Raw genomic sequence first — 20,822 nt, forward strand, 5'->3', positions numbered from 1 at the left:
CCACTGCGTCGCGAATTCAGCCCTCGAAGGTCGCCGAAAGCGCCTCGGCCAGGCCCGGCACCAGGTCGGGACCGGTCAGCACCTCGGTCGCGACGTCCTTCTCGCGCAACCGGATCGCCGCCTCGCGCGTGCCGTCCCGCAGCACCGCCACGGTCATCCGGACTTCCTGGCGGTCCGGATGCGCGCCGACCCACTTGGCGAGCTGCTTCTCGTTCAGCCCCTGCGGCACCTGTGCCTCGGCCGACGGCGGCAGCATCAGCCGCTCCACCGTCAGGGCACAGCCGACCACGGCATCGGGCCAGGCGAGCGTGCCGAGGAACTCGTCGAGCGGCTTGCCGCGCGGCAGCTTGTCCTGCTCGATCGGGGTATAGGCGGTGGCGTCGTCACCCAGGCCGAGCTGGGAGGCGAGTCGGGGTTCCTGGGCGCGCAGGCGCGCGGTGTCGACCAGGGCGAACAGACGGGCGGGCTGGTCCCAGCCGAGGCCCGACGCGTACTCGTCGATCTCGAGCACCGCACGGGTGAGGGGGCTCGCGGCCATCGCCGGGCCGGAGGGAGAAAGGTTGGACATGACCAATATCCTGCCTCCTCTTCCTCGGAAGTCGGGAACTAGGTAAAGCCTCAGTAAGTTGCATCAGTGGGCTCTACCATCGCGGGGCCTGCTTTTAGACGCATCAACATCGAGGGGCGCACGTTGGCTTTCCAGATGCCGGACCGTGGCCAAGGTCCGTCCGGACCACGGATGAGAGTCGGTCGGCCGTCTCGGCGGGCCCGCACCCTGCTCATGACGCTCGGGGTGCTGGCCGTGCTGGCCATGGCGTTCGTGATGTTCGCCGGGTTCTGGACGGACTGGCTCTGGTACCGCTCGGTCAAGTACACGTCCGTGTTCACCACCACCCTGTGGACCAAGATCGGCCTCTTCGCGGTCTTCGGTCTCCTCATGGGGCTCGCCGTCGGCTTCAACATCTGGCTGGCACACCGGCTGCGACCGCCGCTCAGCGCGATGTCCCTGGAGCAGCAGAGCCTCGACCGGTACCGGATGGGGCTGGCCCCGTTCAAGAAGTGGGTACTGCTCGCGGTCACCGCCCTGGTCGCCCTGATCGCCGGTGCCTCCGCCGCCGGCCAGTGGCGCACCTGGCTGATGTGGATCAACGGAGTCCGGTTCGGTCAGAAGGACCCGCAGTTCGGGCTCGACGTGTCGTTCTACGCCTTCGACCTGCCCTGGTACCGCTTCCTGCTCGCGTTCGGCTTCGCCGCCGCCGTCCTGTCGCTGATCGCCGCCGCGCTCACGCACTACCTGTACGGCGGGCTGCGGATCACCAGCCCGGGCGCGCGCGCCACGGCCGCGGCCACCGGCCACCTCTCCGTGCTGCTCGGCCTCTTCGTCGCGCTCAAGGCCGTCGCGTACTGGCTCGACCGGTACGGCCTGGCGGTGAAGTCCAGCGACTTCAAGGCCACCGGCAACTGGACGGGCCTGCGGTACGTCGACGCCAACGCGTACCTGCCGGCCAAGACGATCCTCTTCTGCATCGCCGTGATCTGCGCCCTGCTGTTCTTCGCGACGCTCTGGCGCCGCACCTGGCAGCTGCCGGTGATCGGCTTCGGCCTGATGGTGCTGTCCGCGATCCTGATCGGCGGCCTGTACCCGGCGATCGTGCAGAAGTTCCAGGTCCAGCCGAACGAGCAGGCCAAGGAAGCGCCCTACATCCAGAAGAACATCGACGCGACCCGGAAGGCCTACGCGATCGACGGCACGAAGCCCGAGAACTACTCGGGCAAGTCGTCGGTCAAGGCCAAGGAGACGCTGCGGACGGACGCCGACACGGCGGCCAGCTACCGCCTCCTCGACCCGAACATCGTGTCGCCGACGTTCCAGCAGCTGGAGCAGAAGCGGAAGTACTACCAGTTCCCGACGACCCTGGACGTGGACCGCTACGACGGGCAGGACACCGTCGTCGGCCTGCGTGAGCTCAACATCAAGGGCATCCCGAAGCGGAACTGGATCAACGACCACTTCACCTACACCCACGGCTACGGCGCGATCATGGCCGCGGGCACCCAGACGGACGCCAACGGCTCCCCGGTCTTCACCGAGTCCGGGCTGCCGACGACCGGTTCCCTGGGGACGTACGAGCAGCGGATCTACTACGGCGAGAAGACCGACCAGTACTCGATCGTGGGCGGCCCGCAGAAGGAGCTGGACTACGAGGAGAACGGCGAGAAGACCACCAGCTACAAGGAGAAGAGCGGAGTCAGCCTCTCCAGCGCCTTCAACCGGGCGGCATACGCGGTGGCCTTCAGCGAGCCGCAGATCCTCTACTCGGGAGCCATCGGTGACGGCTCGCGGATCCTCTACAACCGCACGCCCAAGGAGCGCGTCGAGGCGGTCGCGCCCTGGCTGACCATCGACGGAGACGCCTACCCGGCGGTCGTCGACGGCCGGATCCAGTGGATCATCGATGCGTACACGACCACCAACGGCTACCCGTACGCCTCGCGCACCACGCTCGGCGACACCACGGCCGACTCGCTGACCGTCGGCAACCAGCAGCGAGCGGTCGTCGCCCAGCAGAACCAGGTCAACTACATCCGCAACTCGGTCAAGGCGACCGTCGACGCCTACGACGGCACGGTGACCCTCTACCAGTGGGACACCCAGGACCCGGTCCTCAAGACCTGGATGAAGGCCTTCCCGGACACGGTCATGCCGAAGTCCGCCATCAAGGCCGACCTGATGGCGCACCTGCGCTACCCGCAGGACATGTTCAAGGTCCAGCGCGAGCTGCTCACCCGCTACCACGTCACCGACCCGGCGCAGTTCTACAGCGGCTCGGACGCCTGGCAGGTTCCGGATGACCCGACCAACAAGGACGGCAACGCGGTCCCGCCGTACTACCTGAGCATGAAGATGCCCGGGGACACCGCCCAGCGCTTCTCGCTGACGACGACGTTCACGCCGAACGGGCGGCCCAACCTGGGCGGCTTCATGGCGGTCGACGCCGACGCCACCAGCAAGGAGTACGGCCGGATGAGACTGCTGAGGGTCACCGAGGACGTGCCCGGCCCGGCCCAGGTGCAGAGCAAGCTCAACGGTCTGCCGTCCGTGGCCCAGTTCGTCCGTGACATGAAGGGCGCCGACTCGGACATCCAGTACGGCAACCTGCTGACGGTGCCGCTCGACGGTGGGTTCCTGTACGTGGAGCCGGTGTACGCCCAGGGACGGAACGCGCTCTACCCGCTCCTGAAGAAGGTCGCGGTGTCGTACGTGGACGCGGACCAGCCGGACGGCGACACGACCAAGGACACCACGGTCTTCGAGGACAACCTCACCAAGGCGCTCAACGCGGTCTTCGGGGTGGAGGCGCCCAGCACGCCGACGACTCCGCCGGGGACCACGGAGCCGCCCGGCACGACCCAGCCGCCGGCCTCGAACGACGCCGCGCTGCAGCAGGCCATCACCGACGCCCAGAAGGCGTACGACGCGGGCGAGGCCGCCCTGCAGAAGGGCGACTGGACCGCCTACGGCAAGGCCCAGGAGGACCTCCAGGCGGCGCTGCAGCGGGCCGCGGACGCCGGGGCGAAGCTCAAGACGGGGGGATCAGGCAGCTGACCTGAGGCTTTCCGGATTTTTCCGCTCAGCGTCGTGATACTGTGGTTTCACCGACGCGGGGTGGAGCAGCTCGGTAGCTCGCTGGGCTCATAACCCAGAGGTCGCAGGTTCAAATCCTGTCCCCGCTACTCAGAGGGCAAGGGCCCGGATCCATAGGGATCCGGGCCCTTGTCGTGTGTCGACGTGCCGGGGGGTGCTGAAGAGCGGTAGGCAGGGGGCGAGTTGGCGTGAGTCGTGTTTGACTTGTCTCTCTGTGGGCATGTCGACAAAACGCTGAGTGACCTCACTGGCTGCGGTATACCAGGTGTGCTCGGGTTGCGGGTGGTGCGACGATGGTATTTATGGGGGACAGGGCAACTCTGTTGGAGACAGGGCGGTTTGTGCAGCGGCATGCCAGGAATGCCGCGGACGAGATCATTGAGGCAGTCGGAGCCGCCCGTGCGGTCACCGACACCACCGCCGAGGCCGATGCCGACACGGAGACCGAGACCGAGGCCCGTCATCGGCGCGCCGCCGAGCAGGGCGACCTCGCCTCGATGAGCGCCCTCGGTGCCCTTCTGCTGCGCCGCGGCGACCTCGACGGCGCCGAGCCCTACCTGCGCGGCGCCACCGCCGAGGGGGACCGCGCCGCGGCCAACAACCTGGGCGTCCTGCTGCACCAGCGCGGCTATGCCGACGAGGCCGCCGGCTGGTGGCGGGTCGCAGCCGTCGCCGGCTCTGCACCCGCCGCCCACGCCCTCGGCCGGCACCACCGCGAGCGGGGCGACGAGCCGGCCGCCGAGTACTGGCTGCGCCAGGCCGCGGAGCAGGGGCACGCCCTCGGCGCGTACGCCCTCGCCGACCTGTTGGAGCACCGCAGCGACGTCGGCGCCGAGCGCTGGCTGCGTGCCGCCGCAGAACAGGGTCACCGCGAGGCCGCCTTCCGCCTCGCCCTCTCCCTGGAGCGCCGCGCCGCCGAGACCACCCGCGGCCCGCACGAGACCGGTGCCCGACTGCGGGCCCCCGGTGTCCTCGCCGGCGCGCCCTCCGGCGTCGCCGTGGCGAGCCCCGCGGTTCCCGGCCGTGCCGCCGGCGAACCCGTGGGCGAGGCGGCCGAGGCCGAGCAGTGGTTCCGGCAGGCCGCCGCACGCGGTCACCGGCGGGCGGCGTTCCACCTGGGCGCCATCCTGGAGCACCGCGGCGACCTGAAGGAGGCCGGCCGCTGGTACCTGAGCTCCGCCAAGGAGGGCGAGGCGAAGGCCGCCTGTGCGCTCGGCTTCCTGCTGCGCGACGCCGGCGACCAGGAGAGCGCCGCCGTGTGGTGGCTGCGGGCAGCCCAGGACGGCGACGGCAACGCCGCCAATGCGCTCGGCGCCCTGCACGCGGCCCGGGGGGAGCAGCAGACCGCCGAGCGCTGGTACCGGGCCGCCATGGACGCCGGCGACATCAACGGTGCCTACAACCTCGGGCTGCTCTGTGCCGCCCAGGACCGGATCCCGCAGGCCGAGCAGTGGTACCGGCGCGCCGCCTACGCGGGCCACCGAGAGGCGGCCAACGCGCTCGCCGTGCTGCTCCTCCAGGCCGGTGACGCCAACGGCGCCGAGCCCTGGTTCTCCAAGGCGGCCGAGGCCGGCAGCGTGGACGCCGCCTTCAACCTGGGCATCCTCCACGCCGGCCGTGACGACGACCGCACGGCCCTCGTCTGGTACGAGCGGGCAGCCGCGGCCGGGCACACCGAAGCCGCCCTCCAGGTCGGCATCGCCGCCCTGCGGGACGGCGACGAGCAGACCGCCGAGCGGCACCTGAGGTGCGCGGCCGGCGGCGGCAGCGCCGAGGCCGCCTTCCGACTGGCCTCGGTGCTCGACGCGCGCCGCCCCGAGCCGGGTCCCGCCGTACTGGGCGCGCCCCGTGAGGAGAAGTCCGAGTGCGAGGAGTGGTACGAGCGGGCCGCCCAGCAGGGCCACCGCCGTGCCCAGGTGCGGGTCGGGATGCTCGCCGCCGGGCGCGGCGACCTGGTGGAGGCCGACCGGTGGTACCGCGCGGCTGCCGAAGCCGGTAGTCGCAACGGGGCCTTCAACCTCGGGCTGCTGCTCGCCCGCGAGGGCAGCGAGCGGGAGGCCGCCCTCTGGTGGACCCGGGCGGCCCGGGCCGGTCACGGCCGGGCCGCGCTCAGGCTGGCGCTGCTCGCGGCCCGGCGCGGCGAGCTCGCTGAGGGGCGTCGCTGGTGCGACCGCGCGGTGGAGCTGGGGCCGGCGGAGGTCGCCGAGCGGGCGGCCCGGCTGAGCGAGGCGCTCCACCAGGAGCTGACTGCGTAGCAGTGGTTCCCGCGTTAACGGATTTGCGTCGGTGACGGGGGTCCCGTAAGGTGATGTTCACCGACGCGGGGTGGAGCAGCTCGGTAGCTCGCTGGGCTCATAACCCAGAGGTCGCAGGTTCAAATCCTGTCCCCGCTACCACGACATCAGGGCCCGGATCCTAAGGATCCGGGCCCTGATGCATTTTCGAATGCGACCCGTCGCGCCGGTGGCCCGGCAGCCAGCCCCGGCTGCCGAGGACGCGTCCTAGTCGGTCCGGACGGACGCCCAGATGCGGTCCGACAGAATCCGGGCGGCCTGGCCGAGGTCGATGTCCTCCGGGGCGGCCAGCCAGCGGTGGGCGGCCACCGCGACCGGGCCGACGACCAGGACCTCCAGGAGCGGACCGGGGAGCCGGGCGATCTCGTTCGAGTCGACCCAGCGCCCGAGGTGATCGGCCACCCGGGGGAAGTGCTCCGGTTCGACGCCCCGGGCCCGGTCGGCGTCGACGGCCAGATAGCTGGAGTACGCCGAGCCGTGCAAGTAGCGGGCCACGGCCGGGTTGTCCTGGATGAAGCGCAGGTACGTCGTCACGAACGCCCGAATGCCGGTGCGGGCGGTCCGGGCCCGATCGAGGGGGGCGAGCGCCGCCGTGTACGTCTCGTGCAGGCAGTGGCCGTACAGGGCCGCCGCCAAGCCGTTGAAGCTGCCGAAGTGGTGGTACAGGCTGCCGAGGCTGACCCCGCTCGCCCTCGTCACCGCTTGGACGGTGAACCCGGCCTGTCCGGACGTGGCGAACACCTCCAGTGCCGCGGACAGGAGGCGTTCGACGGTGGCCTCGCCACGGGACTGCTTTGCCATGGGGGGAGTATAGGCAGAGGTAAACAACTCGAATATTTTTCTAGAATCAATCTCCAAAAAGATGGTCCACGGGTCCATACTGCGGCCATGGACGATCTGATGCTGAAGCTCGTTTCCGGCGCCCTCACGGGCGGCTTGGTCGCCCTGGCCGGCTATGCCGGCGCCGCGCGCCGCCGTCGGCTGGCCGCCCGTGCCGAGGCCGCCCGGGCGTCGACCGAGGACCCCACCCACGCGCTGCTGAGGCAGGCGGAGGAGGCCGACCGTCAGCGGGACGAGTTGGCCGCTCGGGGGCACTTGGGTGAAGCGCTCGACCACGCCGGGCGTGCCGTCGACCACTGGACCGCCCTCACCCAGGCCCGCGTCGGCCGCTTCCAGGGCGAACGCCAGACCGCGCTGCGCCGTTTTGCGGAACTGCGCAGTCGTGCCGGTTCTGCCTGAGCCGGGCGGCGGGACTCCCGTGGTCATCGCTCATGGGGCCGGCCGCCGCTGCGGTCCCGCGATCGGGTCCGCAGCCGGTGCGGGGCCGGATCCCGCGCCCCGCCGCATCGATCGGGCGGTGGGGCGGTGGGGCTTCGCCCCTCCTCGGGCATCGGGGTGCACGGGGAGGAACGGGGTGTGCGCGGGCGCCGGTCAGGCGGTGCCCGCACAGTTCGGGCAGATGCCCCGATAGGTGACCTCGACGTTCGAGATCGTGAAGCCGAAGCGCTCGGCGGCCGGGAGGTCCGCCAGCGGGTCACCGGCCGGATGCACGTCGCGGATCGCGCCGCACCGGCCGCAGACCAGGTGCTGGTGGGGGCGGTGGGCATTGGGGTCGTACCGCTTGGCGCGCCCGTCGGTCGCGACCTCGATGACCTCGCCGAGGGTGACCATTTCGCCCAGCGTGTTGTAGACGGTCGCGCGGGAGATCTCGGGCAGCCGCGCCGCTGCGCGGGCGTGGACCTCGTCGGCGGTGAGGTGGACGTGGTCCCCGTCGAGGACCTCGGCGACGACACGCCGCTGCGCGGTCATGCGCCAACCGCGTCCGCGCAGGCGTTCCAGCAGGTCACTCATGGGGGCCAGCCTAACAGTCGGGCAAGCGGACCCCGAACGAGTGTGACCTTGGAATTGATTCGGTTTTGGATTTCGTCCAGAGTGGGTCCGGTGATCCCGCCGGCCGGGTTTCCGGGTGGGCTCGGGCCGATCCGGCGCCCCTCACCCGGCGACGCTGTGCACGGGTATCCAGCAGCGGATGATGTCGCGCACGGAGACGATGCCGACGGGGCCCCGGTCGTCGAGGACGATGAGGTGGCGGAAGCCGCCCCGCGTCATGGCCTCGGCGGCCTCCAGCAAGGTCCAGGTGGGTGCGGCGAAGACGACGTCACGGGTGGTGTGGGAGCCCGCGGCCTCCCGGTCGGGATCCTGTTCCCGGGCGAGGGAGTTGAGGACGTCGCGCTCGGTGAGGATGCCGAGCCCGCCGGCGTCGGCATCGAGGACGATGGCGGCACCGACGCGCCGCGCCGCCATCAGCCTGGCCGCCTGCCGGAGGGTGTGGGTGGGGCCGATGGTGAGGACCACCGTGCTCATGGCGTCACGGACGAGCATGGACGGAGCCACCTCCTTGGGGTGAACCCTTCCCGCCTTCAACGAGAACGGTTTCACAAGTTCACAAGTGGGGGGATTCTCAGAGTGGCACCGGGAAGGGGGGACGACAAGGGGGCGCGCGAGGTGCGCTCGGGTGGTGCGGCGGCGCGCTCAGCCCTCCTGGTTCAGGTAGCTCAACAGCTCTCCGTGGAGCAGGCCGTTGGATGCGGCCGCGTTGCCGCTGTGCGGGCCGTGCCGACCGTCCAGGCCCGTGTACGTGCCGCCGGCCTCCTGGACCACGATCGCCACCGCGGCCATGTCCCAGAGGGACAGCTCCGGTTCCGCGCAGATGTCGACGGAACCCTCCGCGACCATCATGTACGGCCAGAAGTCGCCGTACGCCCGGGTCCGCCAGCAGGCGCGGGTGAGGTCCAGGAAGCCGTTGAGGCGCCCCCGTTCCTCCCAGCCGCTCAGCGAGGAGTACGCGAAGGAGGCGTCCGCCAGGCGGCCCACCTTCGACACGCCGATGCGGCTCGCCGCGGCCAGGCTGCGGCCCGTGTACGCCCCCAGCCCCTTCGCCGCCCACCAGCGACGGCCGAGCGCCGGGGCGGACACCACGCCCACCACCGGCTGGTACCCGCTCTCCCCGGCCTCCATCAGTGCGATCAGGGTCGCCCAGACCGGCACTCCGCGCACGTAGTTCTTCGTGCCGTCGATCGGGTCGATCACCCACCTCCGCGGCCCCGAGCCCTCGACGCCGTACTCCTCGCCCAGGATCGCGTCGCGCGGCCTGGCGCGCTGGAGCTGCCCGCGGATCAGCTCCTCCGCCGCCTTGTCGGCCTCGCTCACCGGAGTCATGTCCGGCTTGGTCTCGACCTTGAGGTCGAGCGCCTGGAATCGGTCCATGGTGGCCGCGTCGGCGGCATCCGCGAGGACGTGGGCGAGACGCAGATCATCGTGGTAGTCGGCCATGGTCGGCACTCTATCCCCGAGTCGAGAACGGGCGGAGAACCGTCCACGGCGGCCCCTTGACAGGGCGTCGGCGCCTGTCGACGCTGGGCGGAGAACCCTTCCTTCCCGGAGGTGAGGATGGCGAACGCACGCGAGGCACTGCTCGACGCCGCGCTCGCCACACTCGCACACCGCTCCTGGACCGCCGTGCGGATGGTCGACCTCGCCGCAGCCGCCCGGGTCTCCCGGCAGACCCTCTACAACGAGTTCGGCTCCAAGGAGGGGCTGGCCCGCGCCCTGGCGCGGAGGGAGGCTGACGATTACCTCCACGGCGTCCGGCGCCTGCTCGCCGCCCCCGGACCGCCCGAACGCAAGCTCGTCGCCGTCGCCGAGTGGATCGTCGCCCGCGCCGCAGTCCGTCCGGTGCTCCGGGCCCTGCTCACCGGCGCCTGGGACGACCGGCTGCCCCGCCCCCGGCCGGTCCGGCCCGGCGCCCGGCCCGCCCCCGTGCCCGCCCAGCGGCGTGCCGACGCCGGGCCGCCCGCGCCGGGCGAGCTCGTCGCTGAGGTCGCGGCCTGCGCCGGTGAACAGTGGGCCGCCCCCTGCGAACTCGCCGTCCGGCTCGCCCTGGGGCACGTCGTCGCACCGGCCCTGCCGATCGACCCTCAGTGCGCCGAACCGGAGAGCTGGAGCCCGATCACCCCCACGATCACCAGACTGATGGAGACGATCTTGAGAGTGGAGACCACGTCGCCGAGGAAGATCATTCCGTAGATCGCCGTCCCGGCCGCGCCGATTCCCGTCCAGACCGCGTACGCGGGGCCGACGTCCAGCTTCCGCAGCGCCAGTGTGAGGAGCCCGAAGCTCCCCAGGGCGAAGGCCGCGAAGGCGATCGTCGGCCACAGTCGGGTGAATCCGTGCGAGAGCTTCAGGCAGACCGCGAACCCGGTTTCCAGGATTCCGGCGATCACCACCAGCAGCCACGCCATCGTCAGTGCCTCCCACGCCATCGGTGACCGCTTCGTCGCACTTGGTGCGATTATGCACTTACCGGTGGCGGGCAGGCGCAAACACCGATGGGTCAGTCGCCGTCGCGCCGCTCCCGGGTGGCCAGCAGCCGACGCAGCGAGAAGAGCCGTGCGGGATCGGCGTGACCCTCCGCCACGTACGCGTCGAGCGCGCAGTCCGGCTCGTCGTGGCTGCAGGCGCGGGGGCAGTTCTCCGTGCCCGGCTCCAGGTCCGGGAAGGCGTGGATCACCCGCGACGGATCGACGTGGTGGAGGCCGAAGGACCGCACGCCGGGGGTGTCGATGACCCAGCCGTCCACCTCGTCGAGCGGCAGTGCGAGGGCCGAGGTCGTGGTGTGCCGGCCACGGCCCGTCACGGCGTTCACGTGACCGGTGATGCGTCGGCGCTCCTCCGGCACCAAGGCGTTGACCAGGGTCGTCTTCCCCACCCCGGAATGTCCGACGAAGGCCGTGACCCGCCCGTCCAGGAACTCTCTGACCCGGTCCGCCGCTCCGCCGTCGTACAGCTCTTCGCGGTTCACCACGACGTGCGGGATGTCCAGGTCCCCGTAGAGGTCCAGGAGCGTCGAGGGCGGAGCCAGGTCCGACTTCGTCATCACCAGGAAGGGTTCGAGACCGCCGTCGTAGGCCGCCACCAGGCAACGGTCGATCAACCGCGGTCGCGGCTCGGGGTCGGCGAGTGCGGTGACGATCGCCAGCTGGTCGGCATTGGCGACGACGACCCGCTCGTAGGGGTCGTCGTCATCGGCCGTGCGGCGGAGCACGGAGCTGCGCTCGCCGATCCGTACGATCCGGGCCAGGGTGTCCTTCTCGCCGGAGAGGTCGCCGACCAGGGAGACCCGGTCACCGACGACGGCGGCCTTGCGGCCCAGCTCGCGGGCCTTCATCGCGGTCACGGTCCGGTCCTCGACCAGACAGGTGAGCCGCCCCCGGTCGACCGTCAGGACCATGCCCTCGACGGCGTCCTCGTGCTTCGGGCGGATGCTGGTGCGGGGACGGGTGCCCTTGCGGTTGGGCCGCTGGCGGATGTCGTCCTCGTCGGTGTGCTTGCCGTAGCGCCGCATGGTTCAGGCCCCGAGCATTTCGGTCCACATCGTCGGGAAGTCCGGCAAGGTCTTCGCCGTCGTGGCCACGTCCTCGATCTCCACGCCCTCGACCGCGAGGCCGATGACGGCGCCCGCAGTGGCCATCCGGTGGTCGTGGTACGTGTGGAAGACGCCGCCGTGCAGCGGGCGGGGGCGGATGTGCAGACCGTCCTCCGTCTCGGTGACGTCGCCGCCCAGCTCGTTGATCTCCTTGGTGAGCGCCGCGAGCCGGTCCGTCTCGTGCAGCCGCAGATGGGCGACCCCGCGCAGGGTGGAGGGGGAATCGGCGAGGGCCGCGACCGCCGCGATGCCGGGGGTCAGTTCCCCGACCTCGCCGAGGTCCACGTCGATGCCGTGGATGCGGCCCGTGCCGGTGAAGGTCAGGCCCTCCGCGGTCAGCTCGCAGGAGCCACCCATCCCGGTGAAGATCCGACGCAGTTCGTCGCCCGGTTGGGTGGTCCGCTCCGGCCAGTCCGGGATCGTCACCCGGCCGCCGGTCACCAGCGCGGCGGCCAGGAACGGCTGGGCGTTCGACAGGTCGGGTTCGACGACCAGGTCCCGGCCGCGCAACGCCGACGGGGCGACCCGCCACACGTCGGGGGCACCGCCGTGCTCCGGCTCGTCGATCTGTGCGCCCACCGCGCGCAGCATGTCGACCGTCATCCGGATGTGCGGCAGCGAGGGGAGTCGGGACCCCACGTGCCGCACCTCGACGCCCTGGTTGAAACGGGGCGCGGAGAGCAGCAGCGCGCTCACGAACTGCGAGGACGAGGAGGCGTCGATCTCGACGGTGCCCCCCTCCACGCCGCCGCCGCCGAGCACGGTCATGGGCAGGGCGCCCCGGCCGTCGTCGTCGATCCGGGTGCCGAGCGCGCGCAGCGCGTCGATCACCCCGTGCAGCGGGCGCTCGTGGGACCGGGGGTCGCCGTCGAAGCGGACCGGGCCGTCGGCGAGCGCGGCGACCGGAGGCAGGAAGCGCATCACCGTGCCGGCGTTGCCGACGTCGACGGTCGCGGGGCCGCGCAGCGGGGCGGGGATGATCCGCCAGGCCTCGCCGGTTCCGTCGGGGCCCACGCCCTCCTCGATCTTCGTGCCGAGGGTGCGGAGCGCCTCCGCCATCAGCAGGGTGTCCCGGGAACGGAGCGGACGCCGCAGCCAGCCCGGCTCGCCGGCGAGCGCCGCGAGGACCAGGGCGCGGTTGGTGACCGACTTCGAACCGGGCACGGTGACGGTCGCGTCGACGGCGCCGCGCGCGTGCGGAGCGGGCCAGAGATCGGTGGGCGGGTCGATGTGCGCGGAAGCAGCTGCGGTCATGGACTCACTGTACGGGGGAGTCAGAAACCCAGGAGCCAGCGCCCGCCGCCGATCAGGGAGCAGATCGAGACGGCGTGGAAGAAGAAGAGCCACACCCCGGGGTGCACGTGGGTGAGCCGTGCCAGTTGGTCCGCGTCGGAGTCGGGGGTGCCGCCGTGCCGTCGCTTCGCCTGGAGCTCGAAGGCCGGGCGGACCCCGCCGAGGAGCAGGAACCACACCACGGCGTACGCGAAGACCGACTGGACGTCGGGCGGGGTCAGCCAGGAGACCAGGAGGAAGGTGGCGCCGGTCAGCAGGACCGTGAGGATCCCGTACGCGTTGCGGACCATCACCAGCATCGCGAGCAGCAGTGCGGTGGCCAGCCACAACAGCAGCGTGACGTGGCGGGTGCCCAGCAGGGCGGCGCCGCCCAGGCCGAGCAGCGGGGCCGCGGGATAACCGGCGGCGAGGGTGAGGACCACGCCCATTCCGGTCGGGCGGCCCCGACTCACCGTGAGTCCGCTGGTGTCCGAATGCAGTCGGATCGCTTCCAGACGGCGCCCCGTGGCGAGGGCGACCAGCCCGTGGCCTCCCTCGTGGGCGATGGTGATCGCGTTGCGGGCCAGGAGCCAGACGCGACGGGGCACCGTGACGGCGAGGGCGGCGACGCAGGTGGCGATCGCCACCCACGCGGCGGGGGCGGCCTGCGTGCTGAAGAGGTCCATGTTTCGGGCCGCTCCTCGGAAGCTCGGGGATCGTGGCAGTGTGGCACGTATGTGCGGACGGTATGCATCGAGTCGACGGCCCGAGGACCTGGTCGGCCTCTTCGGGGTCGAGAAGTGGGATCCTGCGGAGACCCTGGCCCCGGACTGGAACGTGGCTCCCACCAAAGAGGTCTGGGCCGTTCTGGAACGTCCCGTGAAAGACGCGGATTCGCCCCGGCCGGTTCGCCAGCTGCGCGCCCTGAAATGGGGACTCGTGCCCTCCTGGGCGAAGTCACCGGAGGGCGCGGCCCGGATGATCAACGCCCGTGCGGAGACCGTCCACGAGAAGCCCTCCTTCAAGCGCGCCTTCCAGTCGCGCCGCTGCATCCTGCCCGCCGACGGGTACTACGAGTGGGTGACCGGTGCCGCGGAGCGCGACCTGGAGGTCGAGGGGAAGAAGAAGCGGCCCCGGAAGCAGCCCTACTTCGTGACCCCGGCGGACGGCTCCGTCTTCGCGATGGCCGGGCTCTACGAGTTCTGGCGCGACGGGACCCTCCCGCCGGAGCACCCCTCCGCCTGGTGGGCGACCTGCTCGGTGATCACCACCGAGGCCGAGACCGGGCCGCTCGGCGTCGCCCCTGCCGAGGGACCGCGCTCACTGGCCGACATCCACCCCCGGATGCCGCTGATGCTGACCGAGGACCGCTGGGACGCCTGGCTCGATCCGGTGCGCACCGACCCCGAGGAGCTGCGCGGGCTGCTCGCCCCGCCGCCGGGCGGCCTGATGCGGGCCTATCCGGTGGTGACGGCCGTCAGCAACGTCCGCAACAACGGCCCCGAACTCCTGACGGAACTGGACGGTCCGGAAGTCGGCACCCTCTTCTGAGCCTTCGGGCCGCCGGAGCGGCAGGATGGGGACGTGACACAGTACGAGACCGTTTCCACCGATGCCGGCGAGGCACGCATCACCTGGTACCCGGGGACGGAGCCGTGGACCGTCCTCGCCCTCGGGCACGGCGCCGGCGGTGGCGTCGAGGCCCGCGACCTCCAGGCGCTGGCCGCTGCGCTGCCCCCGCACGGCGTGACCGTCGCCCTCGTCGAGCAGCCCTGGCGGGTCGCCGGCAAGAAGGTCGCGCCGGCGCCGAAGACCCTCGACGCCGCTTGGCGCGGCCTCTGGCCGGTCCTCGCGAAGCCCGGCCTCCCGGTGATCGCCGGCGGGCGCAGCGCCGGCGCCCGAGTGGTCTGCCGCACCGGTCGGGAGCTCGGTGCGCGCGCCGTCCTCGCGCTCGCCTTCCCGCTCCACCCACCGGGCAAGCCGGAGCGCTCGCGGACCGAGGAGCTCTCCGCCACCGGACTGCCCACCCTCGTCGTGCAGGGCGGCAACGACCCGTTCGGGCGGCCCGCGGAGTACCCGGACGGTTCCTACGAGCTGGTGGAGGTTCCCTACGCCGACCACGGCTTCGCCGTCCCCAAGCGCGCGCCGCTGACCCAGGACGAGGCCCTGGCCGGCCTCGTCGAGGGCGTCACCGCGTGGATCGCCGCCCTGCGCTGACCTCGTCCCGCACCGCGTCCCGCACCGCGTCCCGCACCGCGTCCCGCACCGCGTCCCGGGCCGGGAATGCCGAGTGGGGGGCCGCTGTTGTGCAGAGCGTCGGTGTGAGAGCAACCAAGAGGGAGTCCGTCGCATGGGTTCGACCATCTGCCCGGAGCGCGCGCAGGCCGCTGACCTCGACTGGACAGTGCTGCCCGCCCCCAAGGCCGCCCCCGTTCGGGCGGCGGGCGGAGCGGTTCCTCGTCTATCCTCCGAAACGAGCGGGTCCGCCCTCGGGCTCGCCGCCGCGCTGGAGGAGGTGGGTCCGGTCACTGGGACCGACACAGGGACCGACGACGGCCCCGAGGAGACGACCGAGGAGCGCAACGCGCGCTTCGAGCGGGACGCCCTCGGCTTCCTCGACCAGATGTACTCGGCCGCGCTCCGCATGACGCGGAACCCCGCGGACGCGGAGGACCTGGTGCAGGAGACCTACGCCAAGGCGTACGGGTCCTTCCACCAGTTCCGCGAGGGCACGAACCTGAAGGCGTGGCTGTACCGCATCCTCACCAACACCTTCATCAACTCGTACCGCAAGAAGCAGCGCGAGCCCCAGCGCAGCGCTGCCGAGGAGATCGAGGACTGGCAGCTCGCCCGTGCCGAGTCGCACATGTCGACCGGCCTGCGCTCCGCCGAGTCCCAGGCCCTCGACCACCTCCCGGACTCCGACGTGAAGGAAGCGCTCCAGGCGATTCCCGAGGAGTTCCGCATCGCCGTGTATCTCGCCGATGTAGAGGGCTTTGCGTACAAGGAGATCGCGGACATCATGGGGACACCCATCGGTACGGTGATGTCCCGACTGCACCGGGGCCGCCGCCAGCTGCGCGGCATGCTCGAGGACTACGCCCGCGACCGCGGGCTGGTACCCGCGGGCGCCGGAGAGTCGTCGAACGATCTGAAAGGCTCGGGCTCATGAGCTGCGGAGAGCCGCACGAGACGGATTGCTCAGAGGTCCTGGATCATCTCTACGAGTTCCTCGACCACGAGATGCCCGACAGTGACTGCACCAAGTTCGAGGTGCACTTCGAGGAGTGCTCCCCGTGCCTGGAGAAGTACGGCCTGGAGCAGGCGGTGAAGAAGCTCGTCAAGCGTTGCTGCGGCAGCGATGACGTCCCCACCGACCTGCGGGCGAAGGTCATGGGCCGGATCGACCTGATCCGTGCCGGGCACCTGGTGCCCGAGCAGGACGTCGCGGAGGCCGCGCAGGACGTCGCGGAGGCCGCTCCGACGGCATCGTCGGCCCCGCAGGAGTAGCACCCCGCGCACGCAGGAGCAGCTCTCCCGCGCACCCCTTCCGTACCGGGGACCGAGGCCGTCGTGGCGGATTCGCGACGGCCTCGCGCAGATATTCAGCTTGTATCACCCGATGGTGCGAATCAGTCGCACCGCACCGCCCCCGACCGTTCCGCTCGCTAGCGTGACAGGCGTGATGGGCGTGAACGTCATTCCGCGAGCGGCCCGCGTGTACATCGGCTGCGCCCTGCTCGGTGCCGGGACCTGCGTCCTGCCCGCACTGCGCCCCGGTGCCGCCGTCCCCTGGAGCACGGTCCTGCTCCTCGCCGGGCTGTACGCGCTCTGCGAGCTGCCGGCCCGCTGCCGGCTCGTCGGCCGTGCGCTCGGCGGGTCCATCCCCATGGGCGTCGGCTCCTTCTTCCCCGTCCTGCTCGCCGCCGCGCTCCTCTTACCGCCCGCCGCCGCCGCGCTCGTCGCCCTTCCCGGCAGCCTCGTGGCCCGCGTCGACCGGCCGCCCGTCGCGTCGCGCCGCGCCTGGCGGGCCGCCTCCACCGCCCTCGCCGTCTGGGGCGCGGCCCGGACCGCCGCCGTGCTCGGCGGCCCCGCCGCCCTCGGCCACGGTCCCGCCGCGCCCGACCTGCCCCGTGCGCTGCTGCCCGCGGGGGCCGCCGCGCTCGCCTTCTGCCTGGCCCTCACCGCACTCGACGGCGGCATCCGCGCCACCGTCGACGGGCTCCCCCTGAGGACCGCCTGGCGCGGACTCCTCGGCCGGACGCTCGCCCCGCACGTCGTGCACGGTCTGGCCGGGCTGATGATGGCCGTCCTCTGGCGCAGTGCCTACGGGCCCCTCGCCGCGCTCTTCGTGCTCCTCCCGATGTACATCTCCTGCTGGGTCTTCGCCCAGTACCACCGCGAGCGCGCCGCCCACCAGGCCACCATCCGGGCCCTCGTCCAGGCCGTCGACATCAAGGACCGCTACACCCGCGGGCACAGCGAACGCGTCGGGCACGCCTCCGTGCTGATCGCCCGCGAGCTCGGCATGCCCGAGGACCGGCTCGACGTGGTCCGCTTCGCCGGCATCCTGCACGACGTGGGCAAACTCGGCGTCCCCACCCGCGTCCTCCGCAAGGACGGGCCCCTCACCGCGGAAGAACGCCGGATCATCGAACTGCACCCGGAGTACGGCCACGAGATGGTCCGCGGCATCGGCTTCCTCGGCGAGGCGCGGTCCGCGATCCTCCACCACCACGAACGCATGGACGGCAACGGCTACCCCTACGGGCTCCACGGGGAGCAGATCCCCGAGTTCGCCCGGGTGGTGGCCGTCGCCGACGCCTTCGACGCCATGACCTCCACCCGCTCCTACAGCCGTGCCCGCCCCGTGCCCACGGCCGTCGCCGAACTGCAGCGCTGCGCCGGCACCCACTTCGACCCCCGGATGGTCGCCGCCCTCGTCCGCGCCCTGGACCGACACGGCTGGCAGCCCGCCACCACCGCCGACGAGACCCCGTCCTCCCCGGCACGGCCCGAACAGGTGCCCCCGCCCCGCGGACCCCTGCCCGCACACCCCAGGGAGCGCACATGAGACCCGGGGTCGTCACCCTCACGACGGTGCACGGGGCTGCGCTCCTCCTCGGCCTCGTCGGCTTCGCCGGCACCCTCTGGCACGGCGTCGACGAGCCCGGCAACGCACTCGCCTTCGGCGCCCTCGTCGCCCTCGGCGAGCTCGTCCGCTGGGGAGCCGCCCCCGGAGAGCGCGAACCGGCACCGCTCGCCGCCGCCGGAGCCCTGGCGTACGCCCTGCTCGGCACCAGCGCCGGAGCCGCCACCACCCACGGGGTCCTCCAGACCGTCGCCGTCGTCGTCGCGGCCGGCCTCGCCGGGATCGTCCCGCACGTGGCCCGGGGCCGGGGCCCCGACCCCGACCACCTCGCCCGGCGCGTCCTCACCGTCGGCTTCGCCGCGCTCTGCTTCCAACCCCTCTACAACGCGGGTTCCGTCGCCGAACACCTCGGTCAGGGGCCGACCTACGCCCTCTTCCTGCTGCTGTTGCTCGTCCTGACCGCCCTGTGCGACGCCGTCCTCGCCGCCCTGCTGCTGCGCGCCCGCACGGGATTCCCCTACGGGCCCCTCCTCGTCGACCAACTCCGCTGCCTGCTCGGCATCGGCTCCGCCGTCTGCGCCACCGGCGCCGTCATGGCCCTCGGCGTCGCCGCCGCCGGACTGTGGGCGCTTCCCGTGCTGGCCCTCCCGCTCCTCCTCACCCAGGTCTCCTTCCGGCGGTACGCGGCCGTCCGCACCGTCAACCGGCAGACCATCGCCTCCCTGGCCCGGGCCACGGAGATCGCCGGCTGCACCCCACCCGGTCACGCCCACCGGGTCGCGGCCCTCAGTGCCGCGGTCGGCCGGGAGCTGGGCCTCTCGGGGGCCGAGCTGACCGTCCTCGAACACGCGGCGCTCATGCACGACATCGGACAGCTGTCCCTGGTCGACCCGGTCGAGGGCGGTGCCACCGCCCGCCTGCCGGCGGAGGAACAGCGCCGGATCGCGCGCTTGGGCGGCGAGGTGGTCCGCAGGACGGGGGTCCCCGAGGCCGTCGCCGTCGTCGTGGAGCGGCAGGCCGACCCCTACCGGGAGCAACCGCGGGCCGCCCGGATCGTTCGTGCGGTGAACGCCTACGACGACCTCGCGGGCGCGGACGCGGGCAGCGCCCTCGGAGCGCTGGAACGGCTCAGACTCGGCACCGCACGCGATTACCACCCGGATGTCGTCGATTCTCTGGCCAGGGTCCTGGCACGTGGCGGAGCCCCTGGGGTGACCTCCGCGACCCCTGGGTAACCCATGGGTAATGAGCGCGCGCCCGACCGGGCATGGTTGGATGCGAACAAGAGGGTGAAGCGACCGGCAGGCGGGAATCGTGAAGATCTTCGGGAAGGTACGGCATCGGCCCTCCGCCTCGTGGCGGCAGGCCACCGACCGCGCGTTCACGCTGATCGGCGACGGCCGGTACGAGGACGCGGGCGCACTGCTGACGCGGGCGGCGGACCTGGAGCCCTGGCTCTCGGAGTCCTGGTTCAACCTCGCGCTGCTGCACAAGTTCCGGCACGACTGGGAGCAGGCGCGGGCCGCCGGGCTCCGAGCGGTCGCGCTCCTCGACAAGGAGACCGGGGCCCCCGACTGGTGGAACGTGGGCATCGCCGCCACCGCCCTCCAGGACTGGCCGCTGGCCCGCCGGGCCTGGCAGGCCTACGGCCTCAAGGTTCCCGGCGCGGCAGCCGGCACCGGTGAGCCCGTCGGGATGGAGCTGGGCAGCGCCGCCGTCCGGCTTTCGCCCGAGGGCGAGGCGGAGGTCGTGTGGGGCCGTCGGCTCGACCCGGCCCGCATGGAGGTCCTCTCCATCCCGCTGCCGTCCTCCGGGCGCCGTTGGGGAGAGGTCGTCCTGCACGACGGCGTGCCGAACGGCGAGCGGACCACCACCGCCGGTCCGTCCTATCCGGTCTTCGACGAGATCGAACTGTGGGCGCCGTCACCGGTCCCCACCTGGGTGGTCCTCCTGGAGGCCGCCACCGAGGCCGATCGGGACGCCCTGGAGCAGCTCGCCGCCGAGGCCGGTTTCGCCGCGGAGGACTGGTCGTCCTCCGTGCGCCTGCTCTGCCGTGCCTGCTCCGAGTCGACCATGCCGAGCGCCGAGGGCGAGGGCGAGCACTCCGACCCGCACGACCACAGCGAGCCGGGGCACCCCGGGCCGCTCGGCCACCGCTCGCAGGGCGAGCTGTGGGTCCCGGAGCGGGAGTGCGGCATCGCGGCCCCGACGGGCCTGGTGCGGGGGCTCCTCGACGGCTGGGTCGCGGACAGCCCGGACAGCCGGGAGTGGCGCGATCTCGAAGAGGTCTGCTGAGGCTTCCGCCCCGGCCCCGTAGGCTGTCCTCCGACGGAATCGGGTTTTCAGGAAGGCGCGGCCGGACATGGCGCAGCAGGAGACGGACGAGCAGATCAACGACGGCTTCGTCGTGGACACGGAGGACTGCGAGGCGCGCGAGCTCGCCTACCGGGAGCGGGGCACGGCCCGCCCGATCACGGTCGTCGGCAACCCGGTCCTCCACCGCGAGTGCAAGGACGTCACCGAGTTCGACGACGGGCTCGCGCAGCTGATCGACGACATGTTCGCCAGTCAGAAGGCCGCCGAGGGCGTGGGCCTGGCCGCGAACCAGATCGGCGTCGACCTCAAGGTCTTCGTCTACGACTGCCCCGACGACGAGGGCGTCCGCCACACCGGCGTCGTGGTCAACCCGGTCCTCCAGGACCTTCCGGCCGAGCGCCGCCACCTGGACGATTCCAACGAGGGCTGCCTCTCGGTCCCGACCGCCTACGCCTCGCTGGCCCGCCCCGACTACGCGGAGGTCCACGGCCAGGACGCCCAGGGCAATCCGATCAAGGTGCGCGGCACCGGCTACTTCGCCCGCTGCCTCCAGCACGAGACGGACCACCTGTACGGCTTCCTGTACATCGACAAGCTCTCCAAGCGCGACCGCAAGGACGCCCTCCGGCAGATGGCGGAGGGCACCCCGCGCTACCCGGTCGTCGAGAACGTCTGACCTTCCGCGCGCAAGGAGTCCGCGCGCAAGGAGAGGGCCCC

Annotated in this window: 21 protein-coding genes and 2 tRNA genes; 14 read left to right on the forward strand and 9 right to left on the reverse strand. The window is 72.0% G+C overall.

Features of this window, described 5'->3' with window-relative positions; translation table 11 throughout:
• Window positions 1–16: 16 nt before the first annotated feature.
• On the reverse strand, window positions 17–568 hold the full coding sequence (locus tag ACFW2Y_RS24640; RefSeq protein ID WP_384883155.1) for a PPA1309 family protein: 552 nt from the start codon (window positions 566–568) through the stop codon (window positions 17–19).
• 135 nt (window positions 569–703) lie between these two features.
• Here ACFW2Y_RS24640 and ACFW2Y_RS24645 point away from each other — a divergent pair, with 135 nt between their 5' ends.
• The 4 genes from ACFW2Y_RS24645 (at window position 704) to ACFW2Y_RS24660 (ending at window position 6,042) form a co-directional block, all read left to right on the forward strand.
• Window positions 704–3,607, forward strand: coding sequence for a UPF0182 family protein (locus ACFW2Y_RS24645; protein ID WP_384883157.1), 2,904 nt, complete (start codon window positions 704–706; stop codon window positions 3,605–3,607).
• Window positions 3,608–3,661: 54 nt separating this feature from the next.
• A tRNA-Met gene (locus tag ACFW2Y_RS24650) sits at window positions 3,662–3,735 on the forward strand.
• Between the two features lie 204 nt (window positions 3,736–3,939).
• Window positions 3,940–5,901, forward strand: a complete 1,962-nt coding sequence (locus ACFW2Y_RS24655; protein WP_384883160.1) for a tetratricopeptide repeat protein — start codon at window positions 3,940–3,942, stop codon at window positions 5,899–5,901.
• 64 nt (window positions 5,902–5,965) lie between these two features.
• Window positions 5,966–6,042 (forward strand) — tRNA-Met (locus ACFW2Y_RS24660).
• A gap of 105 nt (window positions 6,043–6,147) precedes the next feature.
• Here the strand turns inward: ACFW2Y_RS24660 and ACFW2Y_RS24665 are convergent.
• Window positions 6,148–6,741: a TetR/AcrR family transcriptional regulator gene (locus ACFW2Y_RS24665; protein ID WP_384883163.1), complete on the reverse strand. Its 594-nt coding sequence runs from the start codon at window positions 6,739–6,741 to the stop codon at window positions 6,148–6,150.
• 87 nt (window positions 6,742–6,828) lie between these two features.
• Here ACFW2Y_RS24665 and ACFW2Y_RS24670 point away from each other — a divergent pair, with 87 nt between their 5' ends.
• Window positions 6,829–7,179, forward strand: coding sequence for a hypothetical protein (locus ACFW2Y_RS24670; protein WP_384883166.1), 351 nt, complete (start codon window positions 6,829–6,831; stop codon window positions 7,177–7,179).
• 192 nt (window positions 7,180–7,371) lie between these two features.
• On the opposite strand, the gene ACFW2Y_RS24675 is transcribed toward ACFW2Y_RS24670, so the two are convergent.
• The 3 genes from ACFW2Y_RS24675 to hisN all read right to left on the reverse strand — a co-directional run bounded on the left by ACFW2Y_RS24675 (window position 7,372) and on the right by hisN (window position 9,273).
• The gene (locus tag ACFW2Y_RS24675) at window positions 7,372–7,791 is read right to left on the reverse strand and encodes a Fur family transcriptional regulator (protein ID WP_384883169.1); all 420 of its coding nucleotides are present in this window, start codon (window positions 7,789–7,791) and stop codon (window positions 7,372–7,374) included.
• A gap of 141 nt (window positions 7,792–7,932) precedes the next feature.
• Window positions 7,933–8,322 carry a cyclic nucleotide-binding/CBS domain-containing protein gene (locus ACFW2Y_RS24680; protein ID WP_384883172.1) on the reverse strand — a complete coding sequence of 130 codons (390 nt, stop codon included), beginning with the start codon at window positions 8,320–8,322 and terminating at the stop codon, window positions 7,933–7,935.
• Between the two features lie 150 nt (window positions 8,323–8,472).
• On the reverse strand, window positions 8,473–9,273 hold the full coding sequence (gene hisN, locus ACFW2Y_RS24685) for a histidinol-phosphatase (RefSeq protein ID WP_384883175.1): 801 nt from the start codon (window positions 9,271–9,273) through the stop codon (window positions 8,473–8,475).
• 117 nt (window positions 9,274–9,390) lie between these two features.
• On the opposite strand from hisN, the gene ACFW2Y_RS24690 reads away from it, so the two are divergent.
• Window positions 9,391–10,026, forward strand: a complete 636-nt coding sequence (locus ACFW2Y_RS24690) for a TetR/AcrR family transcriptional regulator (RefSeq protein ID WP_384883178.1) — start codon at window positions 9,391–9,393, stop codon at window positions 10,024–10,026.
• On the opposite strand, the gene ACFW2Y_RS24695 is transcribed toward ACFW2Y_RS24690, so the two are convergent.
• The 4 genes from ACFW2Y_RS24695 to ACFW2Y_RS24710 form a co-directional block, all read right to left on the reverse strand.
• Entirely contained in the window at window positions 9,918–10,241 is a 324-nt protein-coding gene (locus ACFW2Y_RS24695; protein ID WP_384883206.1) for a DMT family transporter, read from the reverse strand. The two genes, ACFW2Y_RS24690 and ACFW2Y_RS24695, sit on opposite strands and share 109 nt — an antisense overlap.
• A 92-nt stretch (window positions 10,242–10,333) precedes the next feature.
• The gene (gene rsgA / locus ACFW2Y_RS24700; RefSeq protein WP_384883181.1) at window positions 10,334–11,344 is read right to left on the reverse strand and encodes a ribosome small subunit-dependent GTPase A; all 1,011 of its coding nucleotides are present in this window, start codon (window positions 11,342–11,344) and stop codon (window positions 10,334–10,336) included.
• 3 nt (window positions 11,345–11,347) lie between these two features.
• A complete protein-coding gene (gene aroA, locus ACFW2Y_RS24705) occupies window positions 11,348–12,679 on the reverse strand; it encodes a 3-phosphoshikimate 1-carboxyvinyltransferase (protein ID WP_384883184.1) in 1,332 nt (443 codons plus the stop codon).
• A 20-nt stretch (window positions 12,680–12,699) separates the two neighbouring features.
• Window positions 12,700–13,383, reverse strand: a complete 684-nt coding sequence (locus ACFW2Y_RS24710) for a M50 family metallopeptidase (protein ID WP_384883186.1) — start codon at window positions 13,381–13,383, stop codon at window positions 12,700–12,702.
• A gap of 49 nt (window positions 13,384–13,432) precedes the next feature.
• Here ACFW2Y_RS24710 and ACFW2Y_RS24715 point away from each other — a divergent pair, with 49 nt between their 5' ends.
• From ACFW2Y_RS24715 to def, 8 genes are all read left to right on the forward strand, one after another.
• The gene (locus ACFW2Y_RS24715) at window positions 13,433–14,248 is read left to right on the forward strand and encodes an SOS response-associated peptidase (RefSeq protein WP_384883189.1); all 816 of its coding nucleotides are present in this window, start codon (window positions 13,433–13,435) and stop codon (window positions 14,246–14,248) included.
• Window positions 14,249–14,281: 33 nt separating this feature from the next.
• Window positions 14,282–14,914, forward strand: coding sequence for an alpha/beta family hydrolase (locus ACFW2Y_RS24720; RefSeq protein ID WP_384883191.1), 633 nt, complete (start codon window positions 14,282–14,284; stop codon window positions 14,912–14,914).
• 298 nt (window positions 14,915–15,212) lie between these two features.
• Complete coding sequence (locus ACFW2Y_RS24725) at window positions 15,213–15,869, forward strand: sigma-70 family RNA polymerase sigma factor (RefSeq protein WP_187282890.1); 657 nt, start codon at window positions 15,213–15,215, stop codon at window positions 15,867–15,869.
• On the forward strand, window positions 15,866–16,207 hold the full coding sequence (gene rsrA, locus ACFW2Y_RS24730) for a mycothiol system anti-sigma-R factor (protein WP_384883194.1): 342 nt from the start codon (window positions 15,866–15,868) through the stop codon (window positions 16,205–16,207). Before ACFW2Y_RS24725 ends, rsrA begins: the two co-directional genes overlap by 4 nt.
• A 181-nt stretch (window positions 16,208–16,388) precedes the next feature.
• Window positions 16,389–17,771, forward strand: coding sequence for an HD-GYP domain-containing protein (locus tag ACFW2Y_RS24735; protein WP_384883209.1), 1,383 nt, complete (start codon window positions 16,389–16,391; stop codon window positions 17,769–17,771).
• Entirely contained in the window at window positions 17,768–19,024 is a 1,257-nt protein-coding gene (locus ACFW2Y_RS24740) for an HD-GYP domain-containing protein (protein WP_384883197.1), read from the forward strand. The genes ACFW2Y_RS24735 and ACFW2Y_RS24740 overlap by 4 nt, the downstream gene beginning before the upstream one ends.
• Before the next feature lie 79 nt (window positions 19,025–19,103).
• Window positions 19,104–20,084 (forward strand): tetratricopeptide repeat protein, encoded by a 981-nt coding sequence (locus ACFW2Y_RS24745; RefSeq protein ID WP_384883200.1) that lies wholly within the window; start codon window positions 19,104–19,106, stop codon window positions 20,082–20,084.
• Between the two features lie 67 nt (window positions 20,085–20,151).
• Window positions 20,152–20,781, forward strand: coding sequence for a peptide deformylase (gene def / locus ACFW2Y_RS24750; RefSeq protein WP_384883203.1), 630 nt, complete (start codon window positions 20,152–20,154; stop codon window positions 20,779–20,781).
• The last annotated feature ends 41 nt before the right edge of the window (window positions 20,782–20,822 follow it).

Source organism: Streptomyces sp. NPDC058877, assembly GCF_042742855.1.
GTDB lineage: Bacteria > Actinomycetota > Actinomycetes > Streptomycetales > Streptomycetaceae > Streptomyces.